Raw genomic sequence first — 17,078 nt, 5'->3', positions numbered from 1 at the left:
CGGGCGTCCGGGGCCCTCCGATCATGCGAGGATCGCTGTCATGAACGGCAACGGGGCCCCGCCGCGGGTGGGGGACGCGACCACGCCAATCGCGTCCGGCACAGCCACGCGGACCAGGCTGGAGCGGGGCCGCGGCGCGCTCGGCCCCGCGCTGGAGCTCGTCCACACCGGGCGCGCCCCGACCCGGGCGGTCCTCACCGCCGAGCTCGGCGTCACCCGGGCCACCGCCGGAGCGGTCGCCGCGGAGCTGGAGGCGCTCGGGCTGATCCGCGTCGACTCCCGGCCCGGCGGCGCGGGCGGCACCCAGGGGCGCCCCTCGCACCGGCTGTCGGTGGCCGAGGACGGCCCGGTCGCACTCGCCGCGCAGGTGCACTCGGACGGCTTCCGGGCCGCCCTGGTGGGCCTCGGCGGGCGGATCGTGGCCACCGCTCCCGGCAAGGTGATCGTCTCCGCGGATCCGGCGCAGGTGCTCGGCGCGGTGGTGGCGGCGGGAGCCGCACTGCTCGCGGAGAGCGGCCGCCGGTGCGTGGGCGCCGGTCTCGCGGTCCCCTCGGCGGTGGCCGAGCCGGAGGGCACGGCACTGAACCCGCTGCACCTGGCCTGGCCCGCCGGGTCTCCCGTACGGGCCATCTTCGCCCAGTGCGTGAAGGCGGCCGGGATCGACGGCCCGGCCCTGACCGGCAACGACGTCAACCTCGCGGCGCTGGCCGAGCACCGGCACGGCGCGGGGCGCAGCGCGCAGCACCTGTTGTGCGTGGCCACCGGGCACCGCGGGGTCGGCGGAGCGCTGGTCCTGGACGGCCGCCTGCACAGCGGGAGTTCGGGCCTGGCCCTGGAGGTCGGCCACCTCACCGTGAACCCGGAGGGGCGCGCCTGCCACTGCGGCGGCCGGGGCTGCCTGGACGTGGAGGCGGACCCGCTGGCCTTCCTCACGGCGGCGGGCCGCACTCCGGGCCCCGAGGTGTCCCTGCTGGCTCAGGCCCGCGACCTGCTGCGGGAGGAGTACGCGGAGCCGGCGGTGCGCGCGGCCGCCGAGGAGCTCATCGACCGGCTGGGCCTGGGCCTCGCGGGCCTCGTGAACATCCTGAACCCGGACCGGATCATTCTGGGCGGGCTCCACCGCGAGCTGCTGCACGCCGACCCGGAGCGGCTGCGCGCGGTCGTCGCGGACCGCAGCCTGTGGGGGCGCAGCGGGGGCGTGCCGATCCTGCCGTGCACCCTGGACCACAACAGCCTGGTGGGCGCGGCGGAACTGGCGTGGCAGCCGGTCCTGGACGACCCGCTGGGCGCCTTGGGCGCTGCGGCCTAAGCGCCCAGGAGTGTCGTCACGCTCGTTCCGTACGCCTGGAGGGGGCACGGCGGGAGCGAGTGTGACGACACCCCCTGGGCGCCCGTCGCTCCGCCCGGGGCACGCCGGGGCGGGGCGGGACGGATCCGGCGGCGGGAGTCAGCCGGGTCTGAGGCCGGCCGGGGCCGACGTGGAAACGGCGGATGAGACCGGGGCCGACGGGGAAACCGGGGACGGCGCCGCGACCGAAGCCGAAGCTGAAGCCGCCGCGACCGACATCGGAGCCGGAGCCGCCGCGGCCGAAGCCGACGCCGGAGCCGCCGCGAGCGAAGCCGACGCCGCCACCGGCAGGGGCGCCGGAAGCGTTCCGGGCTCCACGGCGACGACCGCCGTCCGGGCGGGTTCTCGTACCGGCTTGGCCGCGATGCGCACCGCGCGCGTCGGCGTCGCCGCCCGCGCAGGGGCCGCCCGCAGCGAGAACCAGACCACCTTGCCGGAGCCGTCGGACCGGTTCCGCGCGCCCCAGGCCTCGCTGACCGCCGCCACGAGCGCGAGTCCGCGTCCGCAGGTCTCCAGCGCCTCCGCTCGCGCCTCCCGGAGCACGGGGAGTCGCGGATCGCCGTCGATGACCGAGACGGTGAGGCGCCCCAGGCGGAGCTCGATCTCGACCGTGCAGGTCTTGTCGGGCTGCGCGTGGCGGTGGACGTTGCTGAGCAGTTCCGTCACGCCGAGCGCGGCCCGGTCGATGAGCGGATCGAGCTGCCAGTGGCGCAGCTGAGCAGAAACGATTCTGCGGATCTGGCCGATCCGGCACGGCAAGGCCTGCAGTTCGACGACGCAGTGCCTGCGGGAATGACTGATCACGGCTGCGACTCCCCGACATGAGTGTTACGGGTGCTGCACCCTCGGTAATGCTCCACCAGGGTCACCCACGGTGCGCCGCAGTGCAACCGAACGCGACCGAAAGAGATGCGCATGGAAACCCAAAGCGACTGTTTGTGCAGGTGAGGGGGGTACATTGCGAAAGCAGGGGGTGAAAGACCCGCGCACACGCATGAAGGAGCACGGCGCATGAGCACCACCGGCACCACCGCCACGACCGTCGACGTCGACCGCAGCGACGCGGACTACCGGGCCTGGCTGAAGGAGGCCGTCCGCAAGGTCCAGGCGGATGCCAACCGCTCGGCCGACACCCACCTGCTGCGCTTCCCGCTTCCCGAGGAGTGGGGCATCGACCTGTACCTCAAGGACGAGTCGACGCACCCCACGGGCTCCCTCAAGCACCGCCTCGCCCGCTCGCTCTTCCTCTACGCCCTCTGCAACGGCTGGGTCCGTCCCGGCCGCCCGGTCATCGAGGCCTCGTCCGGCTCCACGGCGGTTTCCGAGGCCTACTTCGCCAAGCTGATCGGCGTTCCCTTCATCGCCGTCATGCCGCGCACCACCAGCCCGGAGAAGTGCCGCCTCATCGAGTTCCACGGCGGCGAATGCCACTTCGTGGACGACTCGATGAAGATGTACGAGGCGTCCGCCGAGCTGGCCGCCCGCACCGGCGGGCACTACATGGACCAGTTCACGTACGCGGAGCGGGCCACCGACTGGCGCGGCAACAACAACATCGCCGAATCGATGTTCCAGCAGCTTCGGCTGGAACGTTTCCCCGAGCCCGCCTGGATCGTGGCCACCGCCGGCACCGGCGGCACCTCCGCGACCATCGCCCGCTACGTGCACTACATGCAGCACGACACCCGCATCTGCGTCCCCGACCCGGAGAACTCCTGCTTCTTCGACGGGTGGACGAACCACGACCCCCACGCGAGCAGCGACTGCGGCTCGCGCATCGAGGGCATCGGACGGCCGCGGATGGAGCCGAGCTTCGTGCCGGGCGCCATCGACCGGATGATGAAGGTGCCGGACGCGGCGAGCGTCGCGGCCTGCCGCGCCCTGGAGACGGCCATAGGGCGCAAGGCGGGCGGTTCCACCGGCACCGGCCTCTGGAGCGCGCTGAAGATCATCTCGGAGATGGTGGCGGAGGGGCGCACGGGCAGCGTGCTCACTCTGCTCTGCGACCCGGGGGACCGCTACCTCGACAAGTACTACTCCGACGACTGGCTGGCGGCGCAGGGCCTCGACATCACCCCGTACGCGAAGACCCTCGACACCCTGCTCACGACGGGTGTGTGGCGCGAGCCAACCGCCTGACCGGTGGCAGGGGACCCGGCGGACCGGGGGGCGACACGCCCCTGGCCCGGGAGGAGTCGGGAGCCCGCACCGGCTGCGGCTGCGACCCGCCGCCGGTCCCCGCCCCCCGCTACCGCTCCTGCGGGCCCGCCGCGTGAGCGGCGGCGAGGCGCCCGTCCAGGGCACGCACGGCCGAACGGAACGAGCGGCCCAGCCCGGGCCGGGAGGCGGCGAGGGCGAACCGGAACGCGCGCGTGCCGTCCGCGGCGAAGGTCCAGAGGATCCGGGTGCCGGAGCCCGCAGGGGTGAGCCGCCACTCCTCCAGCAGGGCGCGCATCCCGGGGACGCTGGTCTCGTCGACCCGGTAGGCGTACCGCTGCTCGGGATCGGCGGCCATGATCGTCTCCTGGAACCGGACCCCGCCCACCAGCCGCACCTCCCGTCCGGCGCCGCCGTGCGTGGGCCGGGCCAGCGTGACGGCGCGGAACCAGGCGGGCCAGCCCGTGACGTCCTCCGCGAGCGCCTGGTACACCAGGGCGGGCGCCGCGGAGGCCTCGGCCGTGAACCTCAGCCGCATCGGGGCGTCCTCGGTGAAGTCCGTCCCCACCGGACGGAGTCGGTGAGCCATGTCGGTTTACCCCCAGGGTCGGGAACGCGTGTGCGGACGGCGTGCCCGACACCCTAAGGGCTGTCCCGCTCCCTGGCGGGCGCGCGGCAGGGATTACGGGACAACCCTTGGCTGGCGGCCCGTCAGATGTCCGCCCCCGTGGGGTGCGGTGCCGCGGGGCGCAGCGGGCTCCCGCCTCCGCGGCCCGGCGCCGCCCCGCGCCTCAGTGGGAAGCGGGCAGGGCGGGCAGGGCCGGGAGCGCGGGCAGGTCCGCCGGGAAGAGCAGGGTGAGGTCGTCCGTGCTCGGTTCGGTGAGCTGCGCCACCCGGCCCGCGTGCCGCTCGACCATCGACTCGAAGGTCTGGCGCGCGGTCCGCCCGTTGCCGAACGCGGGGCCCTTCGGCAGCTCCGTGAAGTACGTCAGCAGCGCCCCGGACGTGCCCTCGCCGAGCCGGTACTCGTGCTCCTCGGCCTGCTGTTCCACGATCCGCAGCAGTTCCTGCGGTCCGTAGTCGCCGAACGTGATGGTCCGGGAGAACCGCGAGGCCACCCCCGGGTTCACGGTGAGGAAGCGGTCCATCTCCGCCGTGTACCCGGCGACGATCACCACCACTGCGTCCCGGTGGTCCTCCATCAGCTTCACCAGGGTGTCGATCGCCTCGCGCCCGAAGTCGCGGCCCGAGTCCTCCGGCGCCAGCGCGTACGCCTCGTCGATGAACAGCACCCCGCCGCGCGCCCGGTCGAAGGCCTCCTGCGTGCGGATCGCCGTGGACCCGATGTGCTCGCCGACCAGGTCCACCCGGGACACCTCGACGAGGTGGCCCCGCTCCAGCACCCCGAGCGAGGCGAGGATCTCCCCGTACAGCCGGGCGACCGTCGTCTTGCCGGTTCCGGGGGAGCCGGTGAAGACCAGGTGCCGGCGGACCGAGGCGGCCTTGAGCCCGGCCAGCTGCCGCCGCCGGCCCACCTCGATCATGTCCGTGAGCGCCCGGACCTCGCGTTTGACGCTCTCCAGCCCGACCAGCCCGTCGAGCTGCCCCAGCACCTCGCCCGAACCGCGGGCGGCCGGCGGCGGGTCCTGCGCACCGTCCCCCGCGTCCCCGGGCCGCGGTACGGGGACTTCCGCCTCCGACGGGGACCGCGCCGGCGCGGCACCGCCGCCGGCCGTGACCGTACGGATGCCCGTCCGCGCCCCGGCTGAGCCGGCACCCGGGCTCGACTGGGCCGCCAGGCGGGCACCGGGCTCGTCGCTCGTGCAGTCCTCGGCCTCCGGGCCGTCCTCGGCGAACTCGTAGCCCCCGCGCGCGCAGCGCTCGGTGTGGCAGCCCTTCAGGGTCGTCCGGCAGCCGTCGATCACATGGAAGCCGAAGCCGGAGCTGCCCGTCACCCGGCAGGCGGTGAAGGTCCCGCGGCCGCCCGCCGACACGTAGAACCCCGCTTCGGCGGGGGAGGTGACCGTGCACCGCTCCAGGGCCGGATCGGCCCCCTTGGTCACGATCACCCCCGTCTGCACCGCGTCGATCGTGCAGTTCGCGAGGGTGCCGCCGCTGCCGTGGTCGCGGAACCACGCCCCGGTCGCGGCCTCCCGGATCCGGCAGTCGTCGAGCTGCGCGGTGGCGCCGTCGCTCACCGAGACGGCCGTGTTGCGCACCTGCGACAGGTCGCTGTCGACGACGTCCACGCGCGAACCCCGGTCCAGCACGAACAGCGCGTCCGGCACGTCGTGCACCCGGCAGGAGTCGAGGGAGACCGAGGCCCCGTCGCTGACCCACACCGCCGGGTAGTCGCCCGTGCTGTCGTGGATCTCGCAGGACTCGGCGTCGACGCGGGTCCCCGGGTCCCACACCGACAGGCCGTTGCGGCCGAACCTGCGCACCGTGGTGCGGCTGAGGGTGAGGACCGACCGGGAGCGCAGGTCCACCGCGTTCTCCGGGATGTCGTGGATGTCGCAGCCGGCGAGCGTGAGCACCGCGTCCGTGTCGAGGGTGATTCCGTCGGTCGACGTGCGGTGCACCGAGCAGTCCGTGAGCCGGGCCGTGGCGCGGGCGGCGATCTGCACGCCGGTGCCCTTGATCTCGTACACCTCGCAGCCCAGCGCCTCCAGGCCCGAGCCCTCACCGGTGACCGCGATCCCCGCGCCGGTGGCGTGGTGGATCCGGCAGCGCTCAAGCCGGGGGCGGCCGCCGCCGCGGACCGAGACGCCGTTCTGCCCGGCGGCCACGACCTCGCATTCCTCGAACACCCCGCCGCCGCCGTCCAGGACGGCGATGCCGACCCCGGTCGGGTTCTCCACGGTGCAGCGCCGCACCAGCGGACGCGCTCCGCTGCCGCGCACCTCGATGCCGGCCGCCGAGCGGGTGCTCACCCGCAGGTCGGTCAGCTCGGGAGAGCCGTCCTCGACGAGCAGGGCGGGAGCGGCCCGGTCCTGGCCCTCCAGGTGCAGGTCCTGGATCACGGCGGACGCGCGCACGGTCAGCGCGACCCCGTCGGGAGGCGCGATCCGCACCGAACCCAGACCGCCCTCGGGACCGCGCAGGGTCACCGCGTGGAGCACCACCAGGTTCTCCCGGTAGGTGCCGGGGGGAATGGACAGCACGTCACCGTCGCCCGCGACGGCCAGTGCGGCGGCCAGCGTCGGATACTCACCGGATCGGCGCCGCCACCGCGAAGCCCCGCCGTGCGTCACCTGGACCGTGCCCTGAGCCATGGTGCTGTCGTGCCCCCGCCCTCGTACTCGCGCTGTCGACGCGGCCGAAGCCACTGAAACCGTCGAAAGCCACCGCGGTCACTGACACCGCGGTCACTGGAACCGTCGAACCTGTCGTACCCGTAGAACATTCCGTACTCGCCGGGGCCGGTCGGGGCGCTGGGAGCGGCCCACCGGGGTGGAGCGGCCGAGGGCGCCCGGTCCGGCCGCTCCACCGTAGCGCGCGCGGGGCCGGTGGGATGCCAGGTCAACTTCCCGCGCCCGCCCGGCCCCAGTCGGGCCAAGCCGCCGCCCACGCCCGGTCCAGACGTATGTACCGCCGATGCATGAGCCTGCGTACGATCATCCGCCGGACGGTCTCCACCAGCGCGGCCGCGCAGACGGCGGCGGCCAGGCCCGCCGTCCCCGCGTGGAACGCGGCGGCGGAGGGGTCGAGCGGTCGCCCCACCGCACGGCCGTGCCCGTCGGTCCACATCCGGAACCGGTCGCCGGTCCGCGGCGGTTCCTCCGCGGCGGGCACCGTGCCCTCGTGGCTGCTGCCGTCGGGCCCGGTCCACGCGGCCACGACCTGCGTCCGCCGCGGGGCGGTCCGCTGCGCCGACGGGTCGGCCGAGGCTTCCTCCGCGGGCTCGGGAGCGGGCCGGACCACCACCGCCGGGACCAGGTGGCGCTCCTGCCGCTGCTCGTTCGCGGCCCGTTGAAGGGTCCCGTCCACCCGCACGCCCACGGCCCAGCCGAGGGCAGGGGCCACGAGCAGGAAACACACCACCGCCCCGAAGGCCACCCACGCCTCGACGAGGTCGGTCGGCCGGCGCAGCGGATTGCGCCGCCAACGCCACACACCCATCGCTGTCCGCACGGTCCGGATCCCCCTGCTTCCGCCTGCCTGCGCGTCCAAGCCTCCCGCATGCCCCCGGGACGCGCATTCCGGGACGCGCGAGACATGTGTCACCCGATCCGGTGTCGGAGTCCCCACGGGTGCCCACCTGTCCTGACCGATCCAACGGCACGGCGCGGCACGTTGGTTCCAACCCCGGCCCGGAGCCCCCCGAAGGTGTCATTCCGGCGGCGGGCCCCGCGGGCGCCGCCTCCGCGGCGCTCCGGACCGCTCCGGCTGCCCCGGTCCTCACTCCCGGGCCCGTCCCTCGGCCCACTCCAGCACGCGCACCTCGTCGCCGACCCGCACCGTGCCCAGCCGAACGGGCACCAGGTGTCTCCCGAACGCAAGGGACCTGCCGATCCGGCGGTGCACGGCCAGCGTCTTCAGCGGTTCCCTGCCGCGCCGCGCCGTCGCCTGGTCGGTGGTCGTGACGACGCACCGCCCGCACTCACGGACCCCGCGGAACTCGGCGTCGCCGATCGCGATGCGCCGCCAGCCGTCCTCCGACCACGCACCGGCTCCGGACACCACCACGTTCGGGCGGAACCGGTTCATCGGCAGGGGTCCCTCCGCCGGGTGGTCCCCCCGCGCGATCAGCGAGTTGAGCGCGTCCAGCGAGCCGAGGGTGGTGATCAGCAGCGGGTAGGCGTCGGCCAGGCTCACCGTCTCGCCCGGCAGCGCGTAGTCCGGGTCCACGGGCCGGCGCACGGCCGGATCGTCCAGGTGGACCAGGCGCGCCCCCACCCCGAGGTACGCGCTGAACCAGGCCGCGGCGTCCTGCGCCGCGACCACGGTCTCGACCTTCTTCCCGAACAGCAGCACCGGCTCCGGCGAACCCGGCGCGGGCACCTCCACGACCAGCTCCGGCATGCCCGGTGCCGACAGCCCGATGCGGCCCCCGTCGAGCGGACGGGCCGCGGCCAGGGCCAGCCGGGGCTGCTGGCGTTGTGTGATGACGGCGCCCCCGGTGTCGACCACTGCCCAGCGCCGGTCCCCGGACAGGCCCCAGGGCTCCACGGCCACCGCGTCGGGAGCGGTCCCCGCTACCGACTTGACGGGGTGGACGTGGAGCGACTGGACGCGCATGTTCGCCATGGGGGCATCCTGCCAGCCCCCGCCTCCTCCGCCCCAGCGGGTTTCGACGGTCCCGTCAGTAGCCCCGTCCCTGGTACGGGCGGCCGTACGGGTCCTCGTACGTGGCCGCGGGCGCCGGAGCCTGCATCGGGCGCGGCGCGGCCGGGCGCATGGCCTCGTAGCCGGTGGACGCGGCGACCGGGCGGGGCTGCTGCTGCTGCTGCGGCTGGGCCACGTACCCGCCGCGGGCGGCCATCGGCTGCTGCTGGGGGATGTACGGGACGGGCGCCTGCTGGAGCGGCATCGGCTGCGGTGCCGCCTGTTGCTGGTACGGGTAGCCGTACGCGGGCGCGTTCTGCTGCGGTGCGGGCGGCAGGGCGGGCAGGGCCGACGCGAGGGCCGGCAGGTATCCACCGTTCGAGTAGCCGGTGGAGTAGCCGGCGCTCGGGGACTCGTAGGCGGCCGGGACGCGGATCGGGGCGATCTGCGGAGTGCCGCGCTCGGCGACGAGGGAGTCGTAGATGGGGGTGTCCTGGAAGGAGGGCGCGGAGTAGTAACCGCCGCCATAAGTGGAGCGGGGGGAGGTCATGGGACCTAAGTTAAGCCCACGACTTCACGTGGTCCATAGCGAGGTTGGGCGAACACCGCTCTGACCTGCATATTCGCAGGTCAGGACCGCGGCTGCCACTTGGCCTTCCCGTGCACGATTCACCACTTCCGTCCCACCTCGCCCCTACTCGTACCTGCTGGTTGTGCGCTGCACCCATTTCGTGCTGACGCAGCGTCACAATGCCATGACCTCGGACGATGTTGGTCCGGACGGTAGTTCGCCGTTTCAGGCGTCGCTGGGACGGGCATAGGTACGGCCCTTCCAGGCGGCGCCGCGGCCCCGGTAGTGCTGGACGGCGGAATCGACGGTCATCAGCAGGTACAACAGCGCCGTGAACGGAAGCAGGGGCGCGAGCAGGGCCGGCTGGCGGTAGTAGCGCAGCATCGGCAGGTACGTTCCGGCCATCAGCAGCCAGGCCAGACCGCCCGCCCAGGCGACGGCGGGGCGTTCCGCCGCGAGGCCCCCGAGGAGGGCGGCCGGCGGCACGAGGTACACGAGCACCAGTCCCGCCACCGTCCCGGCCAGCAGCACGGGCCGGTGGCGGAGTTGGGCGTACGCGCTGCGCGAGACCATCCGCCACAGGTCCGCGAGCGCCGGGTACGGGCGCACGCTGTCCACCCGCTCCGCCAGCCCCAGCCAGATGCGGCCGCCGGAGCGCTGGACGGCACGGGCGAGGGAGACGTCGTCGATCACGGCCTGCCGGATCGAGTCGGGCACGCCCGCCCGGACGGCGGCCCCGGTGCGCAGCAGGACGCAGCCGCCGGCCGCGGCCGCGGTACGGGCGCCGGGACGGTTGATCCGGCGGAAGGGGTACAGCTGGGCGAAGAAGTACACGAACGCCGGCACGACGAGCCGCTCCCACGGGGTCGCGACCCGCAGCCGCGCCATCTGGGACACGAGGTCCAGGTCGGCGGAGGTCGCTGCGGCGACCAGCTCGCGGAGGCTGTCGGGCTCGTGCGCGATGTCGGCGTCGGTGAGGAGCAGGTACTCGGGTGCGGGAGCGGTACGGGCGACGGCCATGCCGTGGCGCAGCGCCCAGAGCTTGCCCGTCCACCCCGGCGCCGGGTCGCCGGGGGAGGTCACCGTGAGGGGCAGCCCGGGCTGTTCGGCGGCCAGGCGGCGGGCGAGGTCGGCGGTGCCGTCCGTACTGCCGTCGTCGACCAGGATGACCTCGGCGTCGCCGGGATAGTCCTGCGCGAGGAGCGAGGGCAGGCTCCGGGGCAGCACCCCGGCCTCGTCCCGCGCCGGGACCACGATCGCGACGGACGGCCAGCGGGCGGGGGCGGAGCGCGGGGGGAGGCGGACGTCGGTGCGCCAGAACATGCCCTGGGCCAGGGTGAGCCAGAGCCAGGCGGCGAGGGAGGCGTAGGCCGCACAGGCGGCGGTGAGGAGGCCCATCCCGGCAGTGTGCCGCTCCCCGACGGCCGTGTCCCGCACCCGGCGGCGCCCCGGCCCGGCGCGTCTCCCGAGGCGGCCGGCGACGCGGGGCCCGGCGGCCGTCCGCGAGCGGGCCCGGGGCGGGTGCGGCCGGCCGACCGAAGGAGCGGCCCCGCCGGTGCCGGCCTCCGTGCGGGCCCCCGCGGCGGGGGTCCCGCCCGCGGGTGCCGCGCTCCGTTGCCCGCCCCCGTGGCCCGCCCCCGTCGGCCTGCCCCCGTCGGCGGGCCGGGGCGCTTCCCCGTCGGGGGTCAGGCCGCGCCCCGTGCGGGGCTCCGGCGGGTGGCGCCGCCGCCGTGGCCGCAGGCCGGTCCAGCGGGGGCTTCGACTAAGGTGACGGGGTGAAGATCGCGCTCATGGACTCCGGAATCGGCCTCCTCGCGGCGGCCGCGGCGGTACGGCGGCTGCGGCCGGACGCGGATCTCGTGCTGTCCTCCGACCCCGACGGGATGCCCTGGGGCCCGCGGACCCCCGAGGACCTCACCGGGCGGGCCCTCGACGTCGCGCGGGCCGCCGCCGCCCACCGGCCCGCCGCGCTCATCGTGGCCTGCAACACCGCCTCCGTGCACGCCCTCCCCGCCCTGCGGGCCGCGCTGGAGCCCGCGATCCCCGTCATCGGCACCGTCCCCGCGATCAAGCCCGCCGCGGCCGCCGGCCGGGGCCGCGTGGCGATCTGGGCGACCCCCGCCACCACCGGGAGCCCGTACCAGCGCGAGCTGATCCGCGCGTTCGCCGCCGGGGCGCGGGTGACCGAGGTGCCCTGTCCCGGCCTCGCCGACGCCGTGGAAGCGGCCGACGGCTCCGCCGTGACGGCCGCCGTCGCCGCCGCCGCCGAACTCACTCCGGCCGACGTCGCCGACGTCGTGCTCGGCTGCACCCACTACGAGCTGGTCGAGACCGCCATCCGGGCCGCCCTCGCCGCCCGCACCGGAGGCGCCGACCTCGTCTTCCACGGGTCCGCCGAGCCGGTGGCCGTCCAGGCGCTGCGCCGCATCGGCGCCGCTCCCGAGCCCGCTCTGCCCGCGACCGGCGGCCTGACCGTGCTGCGCAGCGGCCGCCCCGGGTCCCTGCCGGCCGCCGCCCTCGGTTACGCGGAGGGACGGCTCCTCGCGGGCCGGGGAGCACGCGGCACGGCCGCCGTCCGCTGACGTCCTTCCCCTGACGTCTTTCCCCTGACGTCCTTCCGTTGCCGTTCCGCTCGGGCCCGTCGCTCCGCGGCGGTCGGACGGGTGCCCCCCACGTGAGCGACGGGTGCGCGACGGCGCGGCAGGCGCGTTCCACGGCCCGCCCGGGCCGGCACCCGTCGTGCGACGCACCGCATCTGACGCCGCGCGCTGATCCACCAGGGATGACGGGACGGCGCTTAGGCTCGGGACGTGGGACAGCCCGAGCAGCGTGCCGAAGGTCCAGGACCGTTCACCACCCGGCGCTCCTGGCGCCGCCCCGAAGGGGGAACGGTGGTGTGGGAGTCCCGGCCCGCGCGCAAGCGGGGGGTGCTCTCGGTCCAAGGCCCCGGGGGCACGGCCACCCGGTCCGAGAGCGCCGACGCCGAGGCCCTCGGCCGCCTCCGCAGGCTGAACGCCGTCGCCTCGGCCGCGTTCGTCGTCGGCGGGGGGCTCTTCGCGCTCGGCGCCGCCCTGGCCCAGTTCGGGTCGGGCGACCCGCTCGTGAGCGCCTCCGTCTTCTTCACCGGCGGCCTGTTCTTCAACCTGGGCGGCTACACCTCGCTCCTCCAGGTACTGAACGCGCCCCGTCACTCCCCGGGCGGCGGCCGGCTGGTGACGGCCGGCTGGCGGTGGTGGGGGTACGAGCCGATGCGTCTGGACTGGCTGAGCACGTTCGTCCTGTTCGTCGGGACGCTCGTGTTCGGCGTCAACCTGTTGGACTCCTTCCTCCAGGGACTCAGCGCCCAACAGCTCAACCGGCTCGTCTGGACCCCCGACGTGGTCGGATGCCTCCTGTTCCTGGTGTCGGGACACCTCGCCTTCGCCGAGGTATGCCACCGGTCCAGGCCCTGCTTCCGCTCCCGGAGCCCGGGCTGGTGGATCGTCGCCGTCAACCAGGTGGGATCGGTGCTCTTCATGGTGTCGGCACTGGCCGCGTTCACCCGGCCGGCCACCGGGAGCCTGGTCAACTCCGACATCGCCAACTGGGGCACGCTGTGCGGAGCCCTGTGCTTCTCGGTCGGCGGGGTGCTTCAGGTCTTCGAGCGCCCGTAAAGCCCGCGGCAGAGCCCGCGGCAGGACCTGAAGCGGGGCCCGCGGTGCGGCTGCTACGCGGTTCCCGCCCCGGCCGCCGCCAGCCGCCGGGCCAGTTCGCCGAGGTCTTCGGCGCGCAGGACCCGGTCCCCGAAGCCCGGCAGGGGGACGTGGAGCGGGTCCGTCCAGTGCCGCGGGATCGCCGCCGCCCCGTACCGGGCCCCGGCCAGGGTGCCCGTCACCGCGGCCACCGTGTCGGTGTCGCCGCCCAGGTCCACGGCGGCCCGCACCGCCTCCGCGAAGCCGCCGGTGGTCCGCAGTGCCCACACCGCCGAGCCCAGACAGGGCCACACCGCGCCGTTGAACTCGGTGGCGAGGCCCGGGTGCCAGTCGGCGGCGAGCACCCGCTCGTACCGCTCGCGCGTGCTCGGGCACACCAGGCCGAGCGTCGCGGGGAGGGCGGCCAGCGGGTCGGCTCCGTCGAGGGCGACCCGTACGAGCTCGTGCAGGACGGCCGTGCCCTCCCACGCCGCACGGTCGCCGTGTGTCAGCGCCGCGATCCGCCGGGCGGCCTCCATGGTGGCCTGCCGCCCGGCCGGGGCGAAGTACACCGCCGAGGTCGACGCCCGCATCAGTGAACCGTTGCCCGCCGCGCGGGCGTTGAGCTGGAAGTGCCGGGCCGCGGCGAGGTCCCACGGCTCGCCGTTGGTCAGCACGTCCTCGGCCTGGAGGCCGATGTCCTTCGGTCCTCCGGCCGCCCAGCGCCGGAACCGGCCGAAGACGTCCGGGAGTTCGAGGCCGCCGCGGTCCAGCAGCGATTCGCCGACCAGGACCGCCATCTGCGTGTCGTCGGTCGCCTCCCCCGGATCCCAGCCGCCGCCCCCGCGCATTTCCTCGCCGCGCGCGGTCAACTGCCCCTCGGGGCCGAACTCGTAGGGTGCGCCGAGGGCGTCGCCCGCCGCCGAACCCAGTACGGCTCCCACCACCCGGTCGATCCGGTCGTCCTGCTCGCTCACGGAGCCTCCCGCTTCGTACGGCGGCCCGCGGGCCCGGTACCAACCCTTCCAGATCCTCCGGCCCCGCCGGCCCCGCCGGCCCCGCTGACCCCTACGCTCCCGGGGCCCCGGCGAGGCGGCGGGCCAGCTCCTCCGCGGTCAGGTCCTCCCGGTGCGTCAGGAACACCCACACGTGCCCCGAGGGGTCCCGGAGGATCGCCGTCCGGTCCCCGTGGAACTGGTCCCGGGGTTCCCGCAGCAGCTCCGCCCCGGCCGCCACGGCGGTCCGGGCGAGCGCGTCCACGTCCGGTACGTACACGTGCAGCGCGACCGAGGTCCCGCCCAGCGCCGTGGGGGAGGCGAAGGGGTCACCGGCGGGATCGCCCCCGTCGCCGAGCATCAGGACGGCGTCGCCGATCCGGATCTCGGCGTGCAGCACGCCGCCCCCGGGCCGCTCCAGCCGGACGTCCTCCACCGCGCCGAAGGCCCGCGCGTAGAAGGAGAGGGCGGCGGGCGCGTCGGCCACCATGACGTGCGGCACCACCGCGTTGCGATAGCGCGCGGGGACGATCTGCACTGCGTCGTGAGAGGTCATGGCAGGACCGTAGAACCTCAAGTTTGGTTGAGGTCAAGGGTGAGCAGGCGCAGGGTGCGCGCGGGGCAGGTGGTGCCCGGCGGAGCCCGGTGCCCGGCGGTACGGGCCCCGGGGGAGCGGCCGGGCGCGAGGCAGTGGCGCCCCTGCGGAACGTGAGTACGCTGCTACACATGACGGGTCACCCACCGGGTCCGCTCTGGACGGGCCGGGCCTCCAACCGCGTGCAGTGGCTGCTCGCCGTGACCGGCGCCGGCTGCCTCGCCCTCGGCATCGAGCTGGCCGTGGACAACTCCTGGACGGCCGGCATCGTGCCGCTGCTCATGTCCGTGATCGGCTGCCTGGCCGTCGGCCTGCTCATCCTCTACGGCACCCTCGCCTTCGTGCACGTCGCCGTCACCGTCGACTCCGAAGCCCTCGAAGTGCGCTGCGGCCACATCGGACTGCCGCGCCGCAGGATCCGGCTCGCCGAGGTCGCCTCCGCCGAGTTCGTCCCCCGCATCACCCCGCAGCAGTGGGGCGGCTGGGGCTACCGGTGGCGGCCCGAGAAGGGCACCGCGGTCATCGTCCGACGCGGCGAAGGGCTGGAGCTGCGGCTCGGCGACGGAAAGCTGTTCACGGTCACCGTGGACGACGCCGAGAACGCGGTCCGGGTCATCCGCACCCACCTCCGGGCCCTCGCCCGCTGAACCGCGCGCCGCCGGCCGACGCCCGGTCCGCCGCCGCGGCCGGGTCCGCCCCCGTCGGCAGGAGGCCGCCCCCGCGTGGCCGACCGGTTCCGCCGCCCGGCCGACCGGCTCCTCCACAGCGCCCGCACGCGGGCCTTTACGGGAGGTCGGCCCCCGGGGCCGTACACTCCGCCAGATGAGCACCAGTGTCACCCGCGCGGCCGGAAGCGAGCCCGCGCAGCCCGCCGGCCGGACCGCAGCGGGCACCGGAACCGAAGCCGCCGCTCTCCCCGGAAAGGGGAGCCGGAAGGAGTTCTGGGCGCGTGCCGGGCTCGCGGCGCTCGCCGGTGCACTGCTGTACCTGAGCTTCCCGCCGCGCCCCCTGTGGTGGCTGGCCCCCTTCGCCCTCGCCCTGCTGGCCGGCTCCCTTCACGGCCGCCGCGCGCGCGCCGGCTTCGGCCTCGGGTTCTTCGCCGGCCTCGGGTACCTGCTGCCGCTGCTCAGCTGGACCGGTGAGGAGGTCGGCCCCGTACCCTGGCTGGCGCTCACGGCCCTCGAAGCCGCGTTCATCGGCCTCACCTGCCTCGGCATCGCCCTCGTCAGCCGGCTCCCCGCATGGCCGTTCTTCGCAGCCGCCGTCTGGGTCGCCGGGGAGGCACTGCGGGCCCGCGCCCCCTTCGGCGGTTTCCCCTGGGGGAAGCTCGCCTTCGGACAGGCCGACGGCGTCTTCACCCCGCTCGTCGCGCTCGGCGGCACCCCGCTGCTCTCCTTCGGCGTGGCCCTGTGCGGATTCGGCCTCTACGAGGTCCTGCGCGCCGCCCGCAGCCACCCCCGCCGGGCCACCGCCGCGCTGGCCGCGCTCGCCGTCGCCCTGCCGGTCGGCGCGAGCCTCGCCTCCCGGCCGCTCGTCTCCGACGCGGCCGAGGACGGCACCGTCGTCGCCGCCCTCATCCAGGGCAACGTGCCGCGGCTCGGCCTCGACTTCAACTCCCAGCGCCGCCAGGTCCTCGACAACCACGCGGCGCGCACCGTCCAGCTCGCCGAGGACGTCAAGGCCGGCCGCGCGCCGAAGCCCGACTTCGTCGTCTGGCCGGAGAACTCCTCCGACCTCGACCCCTACGCCGAGCCCGACGCCCGCGCCGTCATCGACAGGGCGGTCAAGGCGATCGGCGTGCCCGTGGCCATCGGCGCCGTCGTGGCCCCGGAGACCGGCCCGCTGCGCAACACGATGATCCTGTGGGACCCGGTCAAGGGCCCGACCGAGACCTACGACAAGCGCAAGATCCAGCCCTTCGGCGAGCGCATTCCGATGCGGTCCTTCGTCCGGCTCTTCAGCTCCGACGTGGACCGGGTCCGCCGCGACTTCGGCCCCGGCAAGGAGCCCGGCGTCTTCGCCATGGCGGGCAGCGGGGTCGGCATGGTGACGTGCTTCGAGGCCGCGTTCGACGACGCCGTCCGCTCCACGGTCCGGGCCGGAGCGCAGGTCATCACCGTACCCAGCAACAACGCCACGTTCGGCCGCAGCCAGATGACCTACCAGCAGCTGGCCATGGACCGGGTCCGCGCCGTCGAGCACAGCCGGACCGTGCTGGTCCCCGTCACCAGCGGCGTCAGCGCGGTGATCCGCCCCGACGGCGGCGTCGTCTCGCAGACGAAGATGTTCACCGCTGACGCGCTCGTCGCCGAGATCCCGCTGCGTTCCACCCGCACCCCGGCCACCGTCGTCGGACCGCTGCCGGAGTACGCGCTCCTCCTCCTCGCCGCGGCCGGCCTCGGCTGGACGGCGACACGCCGGTTCCGCGCCCGCCGCGCTGCCTGACGCCGGAGACTCCGGCCCCGGCTCGTAG

14 protein-coding genes and 1 pseudogene are annotated in these 17,078 nt (G+C 75.1%); 6 read left to right on the top strand and 9 right to left on the bottom strand.

The features are described 5' to 3' along the window. Window positions 1–40 precede the first annotated feature (40 nt). On the top strand, window positions 41–1,309 hold the full coding sequence (locus ACFWW8_RS04220; RefSeq protein WP_386523362.1) for an ROK family protein: 1,269 nt from the start codon (window positions 41–43) through the stop codon (window positions 1,307–1,309). Between the two features lie 246 nt (window positions 1,310–1,555). On the opposite strand, the pseudogene ACFWW8_RS04215 reads toward ACFWW8_RS04220, so the two are convergent. Continuing rightward, window positions 1,556–2,152: pseudogene (locus ACFWW8_RS04215) on the bottom strand (ATP-binding protein); the annotation flags it as partial. Between the two features lie 207 nt (window positions 2,153–2,359). Here ACFWW8_RS04215 and ACFWW8_RS04210 point away from each other — a divergent pair. Then, window positions 2,360–3,487 carry a PLP-dependent cysteine synthase family protein gene (locus ACFWW8_RS04210; RefSeq protein ID WP_386523359.1) on the top strand — a complete coding sequence of 376 codons (1,128 nt, stop codon included), beginning with the start codon at window positions 2,360–2,362 and terminating at the stop codon, window positions 3,485–3,487. A gap of 109 nt (window positions 3,488–3,596) precedes the next feature. On the opposite strand, the gene ACFWW8_RS04205 is transcribed toward ACFWW8_RS04210, so the two are convergent. The 6 genes from ACFWW8_RS04205 to ACFWW8_RS04180 form a co-directional block, all read right to left on the bottom strand. Continuing rightward, complete coding sequence (locus ACFWW8_RS04205; protein ID WP_386523356.1) at window positions 3,597–4,094, bottom strand: SRPBCC family protein; 498 nt, start codon at window positions 4,092–4,094, stop codon at window positions 3,597–3,599. Window positions 4,095–4,296: 202 nt separating this feature from the next. Then, window positions 4,297–6,780: a right-handed parallel beta-helix repeat-containing protein gene (locus tag ACFWW8_RS04200; RefSeq protein WP_386523353.1), complete on the bottom strand. Its 2,484-nt coding sequence runs from the start codon at window positions 6,778–6,780 to the stop codon at window positions 4,297–4,299. 247 nt (window positions 6,781–7,027) lie between these two features. Beyond that, window positions 7,028–7,627 (bottom strand): hypothetical protein, encoded by a 600-nt coding sequence (locus ACFWW8_RS04195; protein WP_386523350.1) that lies wholly within the window; start codon window positions 7,625–7,627, stop codon window positions 7,028–7,030. A gap of 279 nt (window positions 7,628–7,906) precedes the next feature. Next, entirely contained in the window at window positions 7,907–8,755 is an 849-nt protein-coding gene (locus tag ACFWW8_RS04190; protein ID WP_386523347.1) for an MOSC domain-containing protein, read from the bottom strand. A gap of 55 nt (window positions 8,756–8,810) precedes the next feature. Then, complete coding sequence (locus tag ACFWW8_RS04185; protein WP_386523344.1) at window positions 8,811–9,323, bottom strand: DUF6643 family protein; 513 nt, start codon at window positions 9,321–9,323, stop codon at window positions 8,811–8,813. A 246-nt stretch (window positions 9,324–9,569) separates the two neighbouring features. Next, window positions 9,570–10,742, bottom strand: a complete 1,173-nt coding sequence (locus ACFWW8_RS04180) for a glycosyltransferase (protein WP_386523341.1) — start codon at window positions 10,740–10,742, stop codon at window positions 9,570–9,572. A gap of 377 nt (window positions 10,743–11,119) precedes the next feature. Here ACFWW8_RS04180 and ACFWW8_RS04175 point away from each other — a divergent pair, with 377 nt between their 5' ends. Together ACFWW8_RS04175 and ACFWW8_RS04170 are read left to right on the top strand one after the other, a co-directional pair. Further along, window positions 11,120–11,926 (top strand): glutamate racemase, encoded by an 807-nt coding sequence (locus ACFWW8_RS04175; RefSeq protein ID WP_386523338.1) that lies wholly within the window; start codon window positions 11,120–11,122, stop codon window positions 11,924–11,926. Between the two features lie 228 nt (window positions 11,927–12,154). Beyond that, window positions 12,155–12,997, top strand: a complete 843-nt coding sequence (locus ACFWW8_RS04170) for a hypothetical protein (protein WP_386523335.1) — start codon at window positions 12,155–12,157, stop codon at window positions 12,995–12,997. A gap of 53 nt (window positions 12,998–13,050) precedes the next feature. Here the strand turns inward: ACFWW8_RS04170 and ACFWW8_RS04165 are convergent, their stop codons facing one another. Together ACFWW8_RS04165 and ACFWW8_RS04160 are read right to left on the bottom strand one after the other, a co-directional pair. Next, a complete protein-coding gene (locus tag ACFWW8_RS04165) occupies window positions 13,051–13,992 on the bottom strand; it encodes an ADP-ribosylglycohydrolase family protein (protein WP_386523332.1) in 942 nt (313 codons plus the stop codon). Between the two features lie 91 nt (window positions 13,993–14,083). Then, window positions 14,084–14,566, bottom strand: coding sequence for a VOC family protein (locus ACFWW8_RS04160; protein WP_386523330.1), 483 nt, complete (start codon window positions 14,564–14,566; stop codon window positions 14,084–14,086). Window positions 14,567–14,736: 170 nt separating this feature from the next. Between ACFWW8_RS04160 and ACFWW8_RS04155 the strand changes: the two genes are divergently transcribed. Both ACFWW8_RS04155 and lnt read left to right on the top strand, forming a co-directional pair. After that, window positions 14,737–15,252 (top strand): hypothetical protein, encoded by a 516-nt coding sequence (locus ACFWW8_RS04155; RefSeq protein WP_386523327.1) that lies wholly within the window; start codon window positions 14,737–14,739, stop codon window positions 15,250–15,252. Between the two features lie 175 nt (window positions 15,253–15,427). After that, window positions 15,428–17,050 carry an apolipoprotein N-acyltransferase gene (gene lnt, locus ACFWW8_RS04150; RefSeq protein ID WP_386523324.1) on the top strand — a complete coding sequence of 541 codons (1,623 nt, stop codon included), beginning with the start codon at window positions 15,428–15,430 and terminating at the stop codon, window positions 17,048–17,050. Window positions 17,051–17,078 lie beyond the last annotated feature (28 nt).

The organism is Streptomyces sp. NPDC058701 (assembly GCF_042715295.1).
Classification (GTDB): domain Bacteria; phylum Actinomycetota; class Actinomycetes; order Streptomycetales; family Streptomycetaceae; genus Streptomyces.
This window is presented reverse-complemented; position numbering and strand designations above follow the sequence as displayed.

What these genes read in the sequence shown, in the direction of transcription:
- ACFWW8_RS04220 (WP_386523362.1), top strand. Translation starts at nt 41, where the DNA reads ATGAACGGCAACGGGGCCCCGCCGCGGGTGGGGGACGCGACCACGCCA.
- ACFWW8_RS04210 (WP_386523359.1), top strand. Translation starts at nt 2,360, where the DNA reads ATGAGCACCACCGGCACCACCGCCACGACCGTCGACGTCGACCGCAGC.
- ACFWW8_RS04205 (WP_386523356.1), bottom strand. Translation starts at nt 4,094, where the DNA reads ATGGCTCACCGACTCCGTCCGGTGGGGACGGACTTCACCGAGGACGCC.
- ACFWW8_RS04200 (WP_386523353.1), bottom strand. Translation starts at nt 6,780, where the DNA reads ATGGCTCAGGGCACGGTCCAGGTGACGCACGGCGGGGCTTCGCGGTGG.
- ACFWW8_RS04195 (WP_386523350.1), bottom strand. Translation starts at nt 7,627, where the DNA reads ATGGGTGTGTGGCGTTGGCGGCGCAATCCGCTGCGCCGGCCGACCGAC.
- ACFWW8_RS04190 (WP_386523347.1), bottom strand. Translation starts at nt 8,755, where the DNA reads ATGGCGAACATGCGCGTCCAGTCGCTCCACGTCCACCCCGTCAAGTCG.
- ACFWW8_RS04185 (WP_386523344.1), bottom strand. Translation starts at nt 9,323, where the DNA reads ATGACCTCCCCCCGCTCCACTTATGGCGGCGGTTACTACTCCGCGCCC.
- ACFWW8_RS04180 (WP_386523341.1), bottom strand. Translation starts at nt 10,742, where the DNA reads ATGGGCCTCCTCACCGCCGCCTGTGCGGCCTACGCCTCCCTCGCCGCC.
- ACFWW8_RS04160 (WP_386523330.1), bottom strand. Translation starts at nt 14,566, where the DNA reads ATGACCTCTCACGACGCAGTGCAGATCGTCCCCGCGCGCTATCGCAAC.
- ACFWW8_RS04155 (WP_386523327.1), top strand. Translation starts at nt 14,737, where the DNA reads ATGACGGGTCACCCACCGGGTCCGCTCTGGACGGGCCGGGCCTCCAAC.
- lnt (WP_386523324.1), top strand. Translation starts at nt 15,428, where the DNA reads ATGAGCACCAGTGTCACCCGCGCGGCCGGAAGCGAGCCCGCGCAGCCC.